This window comes from Planktotalea sp., assembly GCF_018607965.1.
GTDB lineage: Bacteria > Pseudomonadota > Alphaproteobacteria > Rhodobacterales > Rhodobacteraceae > Planktotalea.
In genome coordinates this window covers 1-14,451 of record NZ_JABBAM010000166.1, presented here as the reverse complement: position 1 = coordinate 14,451, position 14,451 = coordinate 1, and the positions used below count along the sequence as shown (strand labels likewise).

At 53.8% G+C, this 14,451-nt stretch carries 16 protein-coding genes and 1 pseudogene; 7 read left to right on the top strand and 10 right to left on the bottom strand.

What is annotated here, in order from left to right:
- The first annotated feature begins 70 nt into the window (after positions 1-70).
- The 3 genes from QZ279_RS14655 (at position 71) to QZ279_RS14645 (ending at position 1,477) form a co-directional block, all read left to right on the top strand.
- A complete protein-coding gene (locus tag QZ279_RS14655) occupies positions 71-382 on the top strand; it encodes an abortive infection family protein (RefSeq protein WP_293452185.1) in 312 nt (103 codons plus the stop codon).
- Between the two features lie 240 nt (positions 383-622).
- Positions 623-1,030, top strand: coding sequence for a PaaI family thioesterase (locus tag QZ279_RS14650; RefSeq protein ID WP_293452182.1), 408 nt, complete (start codon positions 623-625; stop codon positions 1,028-1,030).
- Positions 1,031-1,036: 6 nt separating this feature from the next.
- On the top strand, positions 1,037-1,477 hold the full coding sequence (locus QZ279_RS14645; RefSeq protein ID WP_293452179.1) for a DMT family transporter: 441 nt from the start codon (positions 1,037-1,039) through the stop codon (positions 1,475-1,477).
- Here QZ279_RS14645 and QZ279_RS14640 read toward each other — a convergent pair.
- The 8 genes from QZ279_RS14640 to proS form a co-directional block, all read right to left on the bottom strand.
- Complete coding sequence (locus QZ279_RS14640; protein ID WP_293452197.1) at positions 1,474-1,812, bottom strand: DUF3047 domain-containing protein; 339 nt, start codon at positions 1,810-1,812, stop codon at positions 1,474-1,476. The genes QZ279_RS14645 and QZ279_RS14640 overlap by 4 nt on opposite strands.
- A 19-nt stretch (positions 1,813-1,831) precedes the next feature.
- Entirely contained in the window at positions 1,832-2,122 is a 291-nt protein-coding gene (locus tag QZ279_RS14635) for a DUF3047 domain-containing protein (protein WP_293452176.1), read from the bottom strand.
- 34 nt (positions 2,123-2,156) lie between these two features.
- Positions 2,157-3,167, bottom strand: a complete 1,011-nt coding sequence (locus QZ279_RS14630) for an Ldh family oxidoreductase (RefSeq protein ID WP_293452173.1) — start codon at positions 3,165-3,167, stop codon at positions 2,157-2,159.
- A gap of 75 nt (positions 3,168-3,242) precedes the next feature.
- Complete coding sequence (locus QZ279_RS14625) at positions 3,243-3,977, bottom strand: hypothetical protein (RefSeq protein ID WP_293452170.1); 735 nt, start codon at positions 3,975-3,977, stop codon at positions 3,243-3,245.
- 77 nt (positions 3,978-4,054) lie between these two features.
- Positions 4,055-4,738, bottom strand: a complete 684-nt coding sequence (locus QZ279_RS14620; RefSeq protein ID WP_293452167.1) for an ABC transporter ATP-binding protein — start codon at positions 4,736-4,738, stop codon at positions 4,055-4,057.
- On the bottom strand, positions 4,731-6,002 hold the full coding sequence (locus QZ279_RS14615; protein WP_293452195.1) for a lipoprotein-releasing ABC transporter permease subunit: 1,272 nt from the start codon (positions 6,000-6,002) through the stop codon (positions 4,731-4,733). The genes QZ279_RS14620 and QZ279_RS14615 overlap by 8 nt, the downstream gene beginning before the upstream one ends.
- Before the next feature lie 193 nt (positions 6,003-6,195).
- Positions 6,196-6,537, bottom strand: coding sequence for a DUF2937 family protein (locus tag QZ279_RS14610; RefSeq protein WP_293452164.1), 342 nt, complete (start codon positions 6,535-6,537; stop codon positions 6,196-6,198).
- A 3-nt stretch (positions 6,538-6,540) separates the two neighbouring features.
- Positions 6,541-7,878, bottom strand: a complete 1,338-nt coding sequence (gene proS / locus QZ279_RS14605) for a proline--tRNA ligase (protein ID WP_293452193.1) — start codon at positions 7,876-7,878, stop codon at positions 6,541-6,543.
- A 199-nt stretch (positions 7,879-8,077) separates the two neighbouring features.
- Between proS and QZ279_RS14600 the strand changes: the two genes are divergently transcribed.
- The 4 genes from QZ279_RS14600 to QZ279_RS14585 are packed head-to-tail and all read left to right on the top strand — an operon-like array spanning position 8,078 to position 13,625.
- On the top strand, positions 8,078-9,151 hold the full coding sequence (locus QZ279_RS14600; protein ID WP_293452191.1) for an AI-2E family transporter: 1,074 nt from the start codon (positions 8,078-8,080) through the stop codon (positions 9,149-9,151).
- A 3-nt stretch (positions 9,152-9,154) separates the two neighbouring features.
- A complete protein-coding gene (locus tag QZ279_RS14595; protein WP_293452161.1) occupies positions 9,155-9,838 on the top strand; it encodes a DnaA/Hda family protein in 684 nt (227 codons plus the stop codon).
- 29 nt (positions 9,839-9,867) lie between these two features.
- Positions 9,868-12,051, top strand: coding sequence for an RNA degradosome polyphosphate kinase (locus QZ279_RS14590; RefSeq protein WP_293452188.1), 2,184 nt, complete (start codon positions 9,868-9,870; stop codon positions 12,049-12,051).
- A complete protein-coding gene (locus tag QZ279_RS14585; protein ID WP_293452158.1) occupies positions 12,051-13,625 on the top strand; it encodes a Ppx/GppA family phosphatase in 1,575 nt (524 codons plus the stop codon). The genes QZ279_RS14590 and QZ279_RS14585 overlap by 1 nt, the downstream gene beginning before the upstream one ends.
- Here QZ279_RS14585 and QZ279_RS14580 read toward each other — a convergent pair.
- Together QZ279_RS14580 and QZ279_RS14575 are read right to left on the bottom strand one after the other, a co-directional pair.
- Complete coding sequence (locus QZ279_RS14580) at positions 13,622-13,981, bottom strand: hypothetical protein (protein WP_293452155.1); 360 nt, start codon at positions 13,979-13,981, stop codon at positions 13,622-13,624. The two genes, QZ279_RS14585 and QZ279_RS14580, sit on opposite strands and share 4 nt — an antisense overlap.
- Before the next feature lie 37 nt (positions 13,982-14,018).
- Positions 14,019-14,451: pseudogene (locus QZ279_RS14575) on the bottom strand (endonuclease); the annotation flags it as partial.

The following is a 14,451-nucleotide window of genomic DNA, read 5'->3' as shown; positions in this document are numbered from 1 at the left end:
GTTATGAGTCCTGACCCTAATAGAGTCATGCTGTAAATCTATCATTTCTTCTTTGCCGGATGCTGAGCAAGTGGAAAAAGCAGATGATCTACCCAAGTTAACGCGGAAAATGTGCAAAGCGTTGGGCCTCTTACCCGAAAGCGTTTCGAATGAAGCAAAAGGTGCTGAGATAATCAAACGTACGTTGAGCAATCTTGCGCAAGTTACAAAGGGCATTGCAGAGCTTAGAGGCTTGTATGGAAGTGGTTATGGAAAGGACTCTGAGTACCGAGGTTTGGAGCCAAGGCATGCTCGTTTAGCAGCATCTTGTGCAATTGCGTTCGTAGACTTTGCGACAGAGACTTACGAAAAGAAGAAGTCTTCTCCTAAAGATTTAAGCTAAGCCAAACGCTTGACCAGTGGGCAAGCGCTCCACAGTTTGAACAGCACACATTATCCCAGCAAAATCCGAACTCCCTACCCACGGCAACTACCAACGTCGCAAAAGCGGCAACCCTAGCGGCTGATCTAGCGTTGGCCGGGCAACTGCATTGCTATTGCGCCCATTCACAGCGCAGCATTGCAAACCGCGCGTCCCTAAACGTAAGGTGCGTGATATCACGCATTCACCAGAGAAAATCAAATGACCCCACAAGACGCCCAAGCGTTCCTCGATGAAAACTTCGCGCCTTGGGTGCGGGCGTTGGACCTGACGTTCACGGACATAAGCGCGGGCAAGGCCACGGCCACGATGCCGATCACCACCGACCTCACCCGCATGGGCGATATCCTGTCGGGCCAAGCGCTGGCCGCGATGGCCGACACGATCATGGTGTTTGCGTGTTTCGCCCATTACGGGCAGGCCAAACCCGTCGCGACAACCAACCTCGACACCGTTTTCCTACGCCCCGGCGTCGGGACACACATCAGATGCGAGGCCAAGGTCGTGCGCGCGGGCAAAGCGTTGATCTTCACACGCGCGACCATGATCGCAGAGCCCTCAGGCAAGCCCATCGCCACAGCAACCGCCACCTTTTACTTGCCAAAGTAGACGCACATGCCAAACACATCCTACGCCCTCACCATGCTGTTCGCAGGCATCGGAATCCCTATTCTTGCGGCGCTAAACGCAGCCCTAGGCGGGCGTATCGGCTCGCCCGTCGTCGCCTCTATCGCGCTATTCGCAATCGCACTGCTTTGCACCCTCGCGGTCTTCCTCATAGGCGGGTTCAAACCCACCTCCAGCATCCTTGCCGCCCCCAAACATCTATTCTTTGCGGGCGTGTTGGTAGCGTTCTACATCTTGTCGATCACCTTCATTGCCCCGAAATTCGGCGTTGGGAATGCGGTATTCTTCGTGTTGCTTGGCCAGTTAATCAGCGCAGCCACCATTGATCATTTCGGCCTGTTCGGCGCACAAATAAGTCCGCTCTCGATGACAAGAGCGGGCGGAATTTCGTTGATGGCGCTTGGGGTCTATTTCACCCAGCAGGCTTAATTCAGAGATAGGTTAGAAATCGCACCGCGCACTTTGGTGTTAGTGTCATCACTATCAGCGGAAATCGCAATTCCGACGACCGCGCCCTTGGCACCGCCAAACGCACGTTTGTAATCGCTTGACAAGTTCACGTTCTCAGAATGGCTCCCCGTTCCAGCATTGCGTAAGACAACAGTCTTTCCGCGCGCGCCTAAATACGGACTGCCCAACACTTTGCTACGCCCATGATTGCCGCCCCATACATAGACCAACACGCGCGCTGCGTCAGATCCAAGCAATTTACGAATGCCTGCACCTTTCAGGCGCTGCGCGTCCGCTTCGGGCAGGAAGACCACATACAATGCGAGGTTACGGTCATCGCCCCCCTTTTTTGCGCAGATCCGTGGCTGTCACGGACTCTTTTACGCTCCATTTCCACGACGCTTTCGAACTGTTCCACAGTTTTTCAGGAACCGCACGATACGCCATAGACACAGCGCCATCGGATTGCACACCCAGCGTCGCGCCTTGAAAGCTGTATTTATTCTTGGAAAACAGCGAGAACTTTTGTTCTTTCCACGACTTATTGAACGAAATTTGCTCGGCCATAACGGCAGGAACAGTGATCAGCGAGGCGGCCAGCGCCAAAGAGAGAAGATGTTTCATAAGATGTGTTTGACGCAGAGCGCCCTCATTTTCATCACACGTCTGCGTGAGCAGGTCCCTTTGAGAGCGAAACCATCAGATCCCAAAGAGCGTCGGGCACGTCCACAGGATCGTGCAGGCGTTTGTTCTGTCCGGGCATACGCGTGCCTTCGTCCTCTATCGCAGCTGCCGCGAGCGCCTCGAGGCGGTCATAAAACGCAGGGCTCGCACTGGGATCGATCAACATGAAAAACTGTCCAAGCCCATGGGGATCGCCGTTGGGGGCCTTGAGCGGCTTAACATCGCGACTTGCCACACCGCCCGTCATGCCAGCCGCCAAAAGTTCGACCATCACCCCAAGCCCCCAGCCTTTGTAACCCTGTTCCAATCCACCAAGCGAGGTGAGTGACCCCTTCAATGCCGCCTCTGGGTCAGTCGTAGGATTGCCATCCGCGTCAACCGCCCAACCCTCAGGGATCGCATCACCGGCGGCTTTCGCCATGGTGATCCGACCCAAAGCAACCGTCGTCGTGGACTGATCAAACGACATCGCGATGCCACCTTTTCCGTCGGGAACGGCAAAGGCCATCGGGTTGGTCCCAATCACGCGCGTCTTGCCCGCGGGCGCGGCGACAATGGGCGACGCGTTGGTCATTCCAATCGCAATCATCCCCTGTTTAGCCGCTTTTTCCGTAAAATAACCTAAGGCGGTGCAGGTATGTGCGTGGTGGATCGCAACGTTTACTGTGCCCGTCTCCTTCGCCGCTGCAACCGCTTGGGCCAATGCGTGCTCGAACGCGGGTTGCGCAAAACCATTGCCAGCATCGATTTCGATCCGAGAGGCCAAAGGCCGTGTGACCACAGGATCAACCGTTCCGCTGACGCGCCCACTTTGAAGCTGCTGGCAATAGCTTTCGACATAATACAGCCCGCAAATTCGATTGTTGCGCGCCTCAGCCCATGCCACCGCCTGCGCCATTTCAGAGGCAACGCGATCCACCGCACCGTGCGCGATTAGTGCTTGGCGTGTGATCTCTTGGATCTCGCTTACGAATATTTCTGGCATACCGTCCCCCTGTGCTGAATTTCTCGAACGGTGCTTAATCTATCGCGAGGCGTCAAGAGGCCACGCTAGGTTAGATCATCGAATATCCACGAAACTAATAAGCGATGGATCAATCGCCTCTGTCAGCCCCGCAAGTTCAATCCGGCTGCCGTCAGACAGGTCGAGAATGACACCATCAGATGCGATGGTTTGCGTGTCGACAGTTGGAGCTGGATCGTTTTCATATTCGATGACAATTACATCTTCAGACCTGTCAAAATCAGTCACCAAAGCACGAGATGTCATATTCGAAAGCCGGACAAAGGTGTCTGCGCCAGCACCGCCCTCAGCAATATCTGTATTTCCAAGGTAAATCCGGTCAGCACCCACGCCACCATTCAAGGTGTCGACTTCGCCATCGTCATCGCCATCGATTTCGCCGCCGTAAAGAACATCATTTCCCAAGCTACCAGAAACATTGTCACTGCCTGTTCCGCCAGAAATCGTATCGTCCCCAAGGCGACCGTCAACGATATCATCCCCGATACCAGCGTTGATTACATCCGACTGGACAGAGCCCGAAATTGTAGCATTGCCAGTGTCGTTCAAGTCGCTCGTTTCCTCGACATTTTGGGAAGCAACAGCAGTATCATCTTCAACCGGAGGTGTTGAAGCTGTCGCTTCGCTTAGCGGGCTTGTTCCGCCCTCGACCGAGTCTTCGGGTTCAGGCGTTGGATCCTCGGGCTCAGTCGTGGCACCTTCCTCAGGATCGATCAGAATAACGCCAAAAAGCGTCAAAGCACTTAGCATTATGATCATCGTGGCAGACATAGGAAACCCCTTAACACTTTGTATTAAGCGGTTCGTATTCGGTCATATTGTCAAAAACTGGACGCATTAAAACAAATTCAAAGTGCGAGGAGTCTTCCACCGTCCAAGCGTAGCTGACGATCCATACGTGAGGCCAGTTCAAGATTATGGGTCGCAATGACCGCTGACATGCCCGTGCCGCGCACCAATTCCATCAAGGCCCCGAAAACTTGGTCAGACGTGCCGGGGTCTAGATTGCCCGTTGGTTCATCCGCCAGCAAAAGTCGTGGCGCGTTCGCAAGCGCGCGGCAAAATGCAACGCGCTGCTGTTCACCACCAGACAGTGCCGCCGGTCGATGATCCGCACGATGCGCAACACCTACAGTCGTCAGTAAGTCTTCAGCGCGCTCTGTCGCGGCAACGGACGAAATCCCATTTGCCAGTTGCGGCAACACGATATTTTCAAGCGCTGTGAACTCTGGCAACAAATGATGGAACTGATAAACAAATCCCACATCTTCACGACGGATAGCTGTACGTTTGCGGTCGCTAAGTCCCGTCATATCCTGTCCCGCGATTTTAACTTGACCCGTATCGGGTGAATCCAACAGGCCCGCGATATGCAGCAGGGTTGATTTACCTGCACCAGAGGGCGCAACCAACGCGACGACTTCACCAAGTTCAACCGACAGATCGATATCGCGCAGAACAGTCACTTCGTTCTCTTTGCCCTTATTATAGGCCTTAGCGATGCTACTCAATTCTAGGGTCGGACTACTCATAGCGCAGCGCCTCTACTGGGTTCATACGGGCCGCACGGCGCGCGGGGAAAATCGTCACAACGAAAGACAGGCCAAGCGACAGAATGACCGCAGACATCACATCTTCGAACCGCAATTCAGCAGGCAATTCGTAAAGGCCCCGCACAGAAGGATCCCAAACGCCGCCCCCTGCAAAGTAGTTCACAGCAGAAAAAATCGTGTCGATATAGATTGCGAAAAGACATCCCAGAATGACACCCATAACCGTGCCAATAATCCCTGTGAACGCGCCGCAAATGAAGAAAATTCGCAGAACCGAACCTTCACTTAGGCCCATCGTGCGCAAAATTCCAATGTCACGACCTTTGTTTTTCACCAGCATGATCAAGCCAGACACGATGTTCATCGCGGCGATCAAAACCAGGATCGACAGGATCACAAACATCACGTTGTCCTCAACTTCAAGCGCGCGCAGGAAACCGCCAGACGCATCTGTCCACGCCCAAAGTTGCGTACGATCCCCGCCAGCGCGCAGCAGGTCTAATTGCAACCCGTCAATCTCTTCTGGATCGACAACCATGACTTCGATTTCATCCACCGCCCCTTCGCGATTGAAAAAATTTTGCGCTTCAGCCAACGGCATATAAACCCGCGTGCGATCAATATCATAGCGCCCGGCTGTAAAGATGTAGGTCACTTCATAGGCTTTGATGCGCGGGCTGGTGCCAAAGGCGGTTTTCACACCATTGGGGGAAATAATCTTAATGCGATCCCCGCTGGACACGCCAAGTTCACGCGCAACACCAGATCCAATCGCGATGCCTGCCTCGAAATTGTTGATATTCCCGAAGGCTTCCTGTGGATCGGCAACTTTAGGGATCGTCATCAGGTTTTCTGCCGTGATCCCATAAATTTCGATCCCAGTATTGCGCCCCGCCTTGTTGGCCATGACTTGCCCACGTACCAGTGGGGCCGCGCGCGTCACACCCTCAACACCGCGCAGGCGTTCAGCCAGTTCATCATAGTCGTAAATCTTGCGATCAAGACGCCCATATTCATCAACCGCTGCCGTCTTATATACCGTCACATGGGCATTCGCACCCAAGATCGTGCCGACGAAATCAGTGCGAAACCCGGAGCGCACTGAAAGTGTCGCAATCAAAGCAAACACCGCCAAAGTGATGCCGATCAAACTGATCCACGTCATCACACTCACGCCACCCTCGGCACGTTTGGCGCACAGATAGCGCCACGCAATCATCCACTCAAAGCGCGCAAAAGGCATAGGGGTTTTAGACGGGTTGGTTTTGGTCACGGCTCGAAGCTCCCATTTGGGATTGTTTTATCGGGTTGTGGTGCGCCGAAATAGGGAAAAAGGCAAGCGCAGCAGCCAAATCAGACCAGAGAACAGCGCAAGACCGCCCAAGAATCCAAGCACAGCAAAGATCGCCCCTTCAAAGGTGACGGGCATCGCAGGTTTATAGTTTTCCGAAGCGCGCCGCAAACTTCGCACGGCTAAACGGACCAAGTCCCTGCATGCGTTCAAGATCGCTCGACAGCCGGTCATGGCGATCCATCGTCGCGACCATCGTTTCCGCGCGTGCTGCACCCATCTGGCCGCCTTGTGCGAGATCGACCAAAGCAGCCGAACGGCTAAGATCGAGTTCGGCAGCATCCGCGTCAAAGTCATCCATGAAACGGGACAATTCATCCACGGCCCCGCCCAATCGCTGCATATACTGTTGGGAATAATCAGGAAATTGCGACACGCTTGCCGCACCGGTCAACCCAGCAACAAAGGTAAGCGCGCGCGCAAACATGGTTTATAGTCCCGCGTAGATTGCCGCGATCTTAGCAATAGCCAATTCTGGCGTCATCTCTTCGCTTTCGCCCGTGCGGCGCGATGTGACTTCGACAACACCGTTTTTCAAGCCGCGTGGCCCGACAGTAATCCGCCAAGGCAGGCCAATCAGATCCATCGTCGCGAATTTACCGCCAGCGCGCTCTTTGCGATCATCATAAAGCGGCTCAAGGCCAAGCGCGGTCAGGCTGTCATATAGCGCGTCACACGCCCCGTCAGCCTCTTCATCACCCTGTTTTAGATTCACGATACCACAATTGTACGGCGTCACGCCCTCCGGCCAGATGATGCCTTTGTCGTCGTGTGATGCCTCAATAATCGCGCCCAACAGACGTGACACACCGATACCATGGCTGCCCATGTGAAGTGGCACACGTTGACCGTCCTCGCCCTGCACCATCGCACCCATCTTCTCGGAATACTCGGTACCAAAGTAGAAAATCTGACCCACTTCAATTCCGCGCGCAACGCGGCGACGTTCCTCTGGCACCTCATGAAAGGCCGTCTCATCGTGGGTTTCATCCGTGCGCGCGTAGCGGCTAGTGAACTCTTCCAAGACCGACTGACACGCAGCCTTGTCTTCAAAATCAATTGCGCGATCCCCAAACTTCAGGTCTGTGATCTCGCTGTCATAGAACACTTCACTTTCGCCCGTGTCCGCTAACACGAGGAATTCATGGGTGTAATCACCGCCAATGGGTCCACTGTCCGCACGCATCGGAATAGCTTGTAGGCCCATACGTTCGTACGTGCGAAGGTAAGTAACCAAGTGACGGTTATACGCATGCAACGCATCTTCTTTGGTCAGATCAAAATTATAACCATCTTTCATCAGGAACTCACGCCCCCGCATCACACCAAAACGTGGACGCACTTCATCGCGAAATTTCCACTGGATGTGATACAATGTCAGCGGCAGGGATTTGTAGCTGCCGACAAAGTTGGCAACCATATCTGTGATCATTTCTTCATTCGTGGGACCATACAGCATCTCACGATCATGGCGGTCGGTAATCCGCAGCATTTCAGGGCCGTACGCATCATAGCGGCCAGACTTGCGCCATAGATCCGCAGGTTGCAAGGTCGGCATCAACATCGGAATATGACCCGCGCACGCCTGTTCTTCATGTACAATATTTTCAAGTTTGCGCAGAACTTTGAAACCCATCGGCAACCACGAATAAATCCCGGCTGAGGCCTGCTTAATCATACCCGCGCGCAGCATCAAACGATGGCTGACAATTTGCGCATCCGCAGGGTTTTCTTTCAAGATCGGCAAAAAATAACGGCTCAGGCGCATGGGACGTCCTTCAAAAATGCTCAAGTTCTTTCCCGTTTATGCGCTCACGCTATAACCAGCAAGGCTCGCCCCTTCATCTTTCTAAATAAACTTCGGGGGAATCCCAGCGCAGCTGTGATGGGGGCTGGCCCCCAACCGGCCCTTGAAACCAGCGCGCGCATGGGCGATGTCTAGGCCAACCAATCAAGCAGAGGTGCGCATGGCACATCCCGTCAAAGATCAATTGAAATACTGGGGCATCGCAACCGCCCTTTTCATGGTCGCACTATGGTATCTTGGCGATGTCATCCTGCCCTTTGTTTTGGGTGGCGCAATTGCATATTTTCTGGACCCCGTCGCAGACCGTTTGGAACGCATGGGATGCAGTCGCGCACTGGCAACAACGATTATTACGCTCTTCGCGGGCGTTATTTTCATTGTATTGATCCTGCTCGTTGTGCCCACACTGATCAATCAAGCCGTCTCGTTATTTAACATTGCGCCACAGCTTTTTTCTGACCTCCAAGCCTTCCTGACAGAACGTTTCCCACAAATCATGGACGAAGGCTCAACCATTCGCCAATCCCTGATTGGCATCGGTGAAACGATCCAGTCCAAGGGCGGCGAATTGCTCAGCACAGCGCTTTCGTCCGCGTCGTCCATCATCAACATCGCGGTCCTTTTCTTGATCGTTCCCGTCGTCGCTTTCTACCTGCTGCTAGATTGGGACAACATGACCGCGCGTGTGGATACGTTGCTCCCACGCGACCACGCTCCAACAGTGCGCCACCTCGCAAAAGAAATCGATAAAACACTCGCCGCTTTCATTCGTGGAATGGGCACTGTTTGTCTGGTGCTTGGCACATATTACGCGATTGCGCTCATGTTGGTTGGTTTGCAATTCGGTCTTGTCGTTGGATTTATTGCAGGTCTGATTACCTTCATTCCCTACATCGGTGCGCTCGTGGGCGGCGCGCTCGCTATAGGACTTGGTCTTTTCCAATTCTGGGGCGACTGGGTTTCACTAGGTCTCATCGCAGGCGTTTTTGCCGTTGGCCAAGTCATCGAAGGGAATGTCCTCACACCAAAGCTTGTCGGAAATTCCGTGGGTCTACACCCTGTCTGGCTGCTGCTATCACTCTCTGTTTTCGGCTCGATCTTCGGATTTGTCGGGATGCTTGTTGCGGTTCCTGTCGCAGCATCCCTCGGGGTGATCATTCGCTTCTTTGTTGGACAATATCTCGGGAGCCGCCTCTATTCCGGCATCGAAGTAGACGATCAAACGGATACCTAGGACATGGCCGAGCAGCTCAGTTTCGACCTTCCGGCGCGCCCAGCGTTGGGGCGTGATGATTTTTTCATTTCCCCGTCCAATGCGCTTGCAGTCGCTTTGATCGATACACCGCAAAGCTGGATGAACGGCAAACTGATACTTGTTGGCCCCGAAGGATCTGGCAAAACGCATCTTGCCCATGTTTGGGCTGCCCAAAGCGGCGCACAGATCATAAAGGCACGTGATTTGAACGAAGAGATGGTTCCCAACCTTCTGAAGACACCCGTTGTCGTCGAAGACGGCGACGAAATCGCAGGTCAGCGCATCATCGAAACAGCACTTTTTCACTTGCACAACCTAGCCCAAGCCGAAGGCCAACCCCTGCTCATCACCGCGCGAAACGCCCCCCAACGCTGGCCCCTTACACTGCCTGATCTTGCAAGCCGCCTTCAGGCGTTGCAAATCGCCCAGCTCGATGCACCTGATGATACCCTTCTCACATCCCTATTGATGAAACTGTTCATAGATCGCCAGTTGAACCCAGCTCTTGATGTCATCCCGTTCCTCGCGCGTCGCATCGATCGCTCATTCGCGGCCGCACAACACATCGTCGCAACAATCGACAAAGCCGCATTGGAAGCAAAGCGCCCCATAACACGCGCATTCGTGTCGGCAGTGCTGGACAAAACCATCGCCGCAGACACATAGTTAATCGTCCATGAAATATTCGAAAGCGCATCATGCAAGCTGACTTTCTCAAAGCCAATTGCCCCGAGCCATTGGAGCTTGCCGACGTCGATCTCACAGGCCCTGCGCGCTTTGTGAACCGCGAACTCAGCTGGTTGAATTTCAATTGGCGCGTGCTGGAAGAGGCGGATAACCCGCGTGTTCCCCTGCATGAACGCCTGCGTTTTCTGTCTATTTCAGCGACGAACTTGGATGAATTCTACACAGTGCGCGTCGCGGGTCTGCGCGAACTGGCACAAGCGGGTAACACGACCCCTGCTGCAGATGGCCTAACCCCTGCCGAGCAACTTGTGCTTATCAACGAAGACGCGCGCGAACTTTTAAAAACCCAACAACGTGTGTTCGAGGGCATCCGCACACTGATGTGCGACGCAAATGTGTCGATCATCGAACGCGATGCACTGGACGATGCTGACAAAGACTTCATCGCCGATGTTTTCCTGAACAAAGTTTTTCCTGTCCTTTCCCCCCTCGCAATTGATCCCGCGCACCCCTTCCCGTTCATCCCAAACACGGGCTATTCGCTGGCGCTGCAACTGGAACGCCAATCAGATAAGCGCGAACTTCTGGCGCTGCTGCCTATTCCAGCCCAGATTGATCGGTTCGTCGCCTTGCCCGCACCCGACGGCGAATCACGCTATCTTCCTTTGGAAGATGTGCTTGTTGAAAACCTTGGCCGTCTGTTCCCCGGATACAAAATGAAGGGCCACTTCGGTTTTCGCGTGCTGCGCGACAGCGACCTTGAAGTCGAAGACGAAGCCGAAGATTTGGTGCGCGAATTTGAGGTCGCTTTGAAACGTCGCAAGCGCGGCGAAGTCGTTCGTTTGACCTACACGGGTGATGCGCCAAACAAATTGAAAAACCTGGTCATGCGCGAACTCGGGGTAACGGACTCCCAAACTGTCGAATTACCCGGCATGATTGGCATGGCCGATCTGTCAGAACTCGTCACAGATGCCCGCCCTGATTTGCTTTGGCCCACGTTCATGCCGCGCGTGCCAGAACGCGTGCAAGATCACGACAACGATATGTTCGCCGCGATCCGCCAAAAGGACATGCTGCTACATCATCCCTACGAGACATTCGACATGGTCGTGCGTTTCCTTACCCAAGCCGCGCGCGACCCTGATGTCGTTGCAATCAAACAAACGCTGTATCGCACCTCCAAACGCTCACCCATCGTGTCTGCACTGTGCGAAGCCGCCGAAGACGGTAAATCCGTCACCGCGCTAGTCGAACTGAAAGCCCGCTTTGACGAAGCTGCCAACATCCGTCAATCACGCCGCCTCGAACGCGCAGGTGCCCATGTCGTTTACGGTTTTCTCGATTTGAAAACCCATGCCAAAATCTCAACCGTGGTACGCCGCGAGGGCGATCAACTGGTGACCTACACACACTACGGCACGGGCAATTATCACCCTATTACAGCGCGCATTTATACAGACCTGTCGTTCTTCACGTGTGACGCAAAACTGGGGCGTGATGCCACCAAAGTGTTCAATTATCTCTCTGGCTACGCGCCCCCAGACGCACTCGACAATCTTGCGATTTCACCGCTGACTCTAAAACCACGATTGATCGCATTGATCGCAAAAGAGGCAGAGTATGCCAAGGCCGGCAAACCCGCTGTGATCTGGGCCAAGATGAATTCCCTGATCGATCCAGAGGTCATCGACGCGCTCTATGCGGCCTCGCAAGCGGGCGTGAAGATCGATCTGATCATTCGCGGCATTTGCGGTTTGCGCCCCGGGATCAAGGGCCTTAGCGAAACGATCCGTGTGAAGTCGATCGTTGGTCGTTTCCTAGAACATTCGCGCATCGTGTGTTTCGGAAACAGCTACGGCCTGCCCCACAAAAAAGCCCGCGTGTTTATCAGTTCTGCGGATTGGATGGGACGCAATCTAAACCGCCGCGTCGAAACGCTTGTGGAAATAAACAACGGCACTGTGAAAGCCCAGATCGTGAGCCAAATCATGGCCGCAAATCTTGCGGACGTAGCCCAAAGCTGGATCATGCGTCCTGATGGCTCATTCTCACGTGAAACCGTGCCTGAGGGTGTGTTCGCCTTTAATTGCCACAAATTTTTCATGGAAAACCCATCCCTCTCTGGCCGTGGCTCTGCGGGAGCTGCAGACGTACCAAAACTGACCCATACAATCGACGAGACATTGTAATGAGCGCTGACCATACACTCCAATTACCCAGTTCAAACTATGGTCCGTTTGGGCGGCCTTTGTTCAACGACCCATCGGTGCGAAAACTTGCACGTGTTGGGGTCGTGGACATCGGTTCGAACTCTGTTCGGATGGTCATTTTTGACGGCGCGGCGCGCAGTCCAGCCTATTTTTACAACGAAAAGGTCATGTGTGCGTTGGGGGCTGGGATTGCTGAAACCGGGCACCTAAATCCCAAGGGTCGCGATCGCGCTTTAGCGGCCGTTGCACGGTTTGAGGCGATCGCACAAAGTCTTGGCATTTCCCCGCTGACAGCCGTCGCGACCGCCGCCGTGCGTGACGCAACGGACGGCCCTGATTTTTGCGCAGATGTTTTGCGCGAAACGGGCCTTCAAGTTCACGTCATCGATGGCCCAGAAGAAGCGCGCCTTTCTGCGCAGGGCGTGTTGCTTGGCTGGCCGGGGTCTTACGGACTGGTCTGCGACATTGGCGGTGCCTCGATGGAGTTGGCCGAAATTCGCGATGGTCGTGTTGGCAAGTGCGTGACCTCTTCCCTTGGCCCACTTAAATTACAAAGCATGAAGGGCGGTGCAAAGGCGCGCAAAGCCTATGCCAAAGAGGTCATCAGCGATTTACGCGAACAAATTGGTGAACAAAAAGACCGCCTTTTTCTTGTGGGTGGATCGTGGCGTGCAATCGCGCGCATCGACATGCACCGCCGCGGATATCCGCTACACGTCTTGCACGAGTACCGCATGACGCCCAAATCTGTACGCGACACCGTGAAATTCATAGCGCAGTCGAACATTGAAGACCTGCGCAGTGCTTGCGATATTTCCTCCGCACGTATGGCCTTGGTTCCAATCGCATCAGAGGTCCTTAAGATATTAATTAGCAAGGTTAAACCTACAGATATCGCCATTTCAAGCTACGGTATTCGAGAAGGAATGCTTTATGAACAAATGCCCCAGAAATTGCGAGATCGCGATCCCTTGATTGAATCCGCACGCTTCTCTGAGTCCAAAGATGCGCGCCTACCGGGTTTTGGCAAAACGCTGTATGATTTCATCATGCCACTGTTCAAATCGGCCCCCGCAACGACGAAGCGTTTGGTGAAAGCGGCCAGCCTCTTGCACGACGTCAGTTGGCGCGCGCATCCCGATTTTCGCGCGGAAGTCTGTTTTGACAACTCAACCCGTGCAAACATGGGCGGCCTTAGCCACCAAGAACGCGTGTTTCTTGGGCTTGCATTGATGCACCGGTATCGCAACAAACGCGAAGGGACGCGTTTTGACGATCTGTTCGATCTGATACCTCCAGAGCAGCAGAAACAGGCGGAAATTTTGGGCAAGGCCATGCGGTTTGGCGCTATGTTGTGGATGGAGAAAGACGCGCAATTTGGTGAAATGCGCTGGTTCCCAAAGAAAAAGCAGCTTGAGCTGCGCCTTCACCCATCTGCGAAAGCACTGTTTTCAGAGGTCGCAGAAGCACGGCTATCCTCACTGGCGACGTCATTGGGAGCAGAAGTAACCGTCAAATTCACCAAACCCTCTACTGAAGTGCCCGAAGTCTAAAGGTCCACCTCGCCTTCAGGTGGCGTCATTTCCTCGGGCGATTTACGGCGTAAAATGATGTCGCCGTTCGGTAGTATTTCTGGTGCATGGTACTTGGAAAAATCATCAAACTGCCCCAAGAAATCCCCAAGCGCTGGACCCATGTTTTCGACAAAACCGCGCAAAGCTGGCTCCAGCTGATCCATCAGCCCGTCCATTTCGCGCAAAGCGGGTTCCATGTCTTGCACCAAACCTTCGAACAGCAGGCGTGCGCCACGTTCCATCAGGTTGAATCCTTCATCGGTGTTTTTCTCATCGGCCTGCGCAGGCAAAGCCAGTGCGAGGGCCAAAGTAGCGGTCATGGCAATCTGTTTCATGTCTCTAGTATAAGCATGTTCAGCGCAAATTTTTAGATCAAATGTCGATATCAAGCGTCACAGGGAAGTGATCAGACGCTGTAATCGGCGCATCACGCAGCTTGGTATCATTCCAACACTCAGGGTCATCAAAGGAATGCCATATGCGCCAAGCCTTTGCTTTTGTGCGTAAATTTTCGCTTACCATAATGTAGTCAAGCAGCGCTTGAAGATAGCGATTTTGCTGCCTTAATAAAAACCGCAACGTGGTCGGGGATCCGCCTATTTTACGCGCCAACGCATAAGCCGCGTGCGGATCATTGAGGCAAGGACAGCCCGCCTCGCCCAAAACGATCTCGACAGAGGATCGACCAAAAAGATTTTCATATTCATCCAAGCCCGGTCCATCATTCAAATGCCCCAGCACCATCACATGTTCTTTGGCGTTCAGATGCTCTTCGATCCGCCCGCGCAGCCAAACGGCTTGCGCC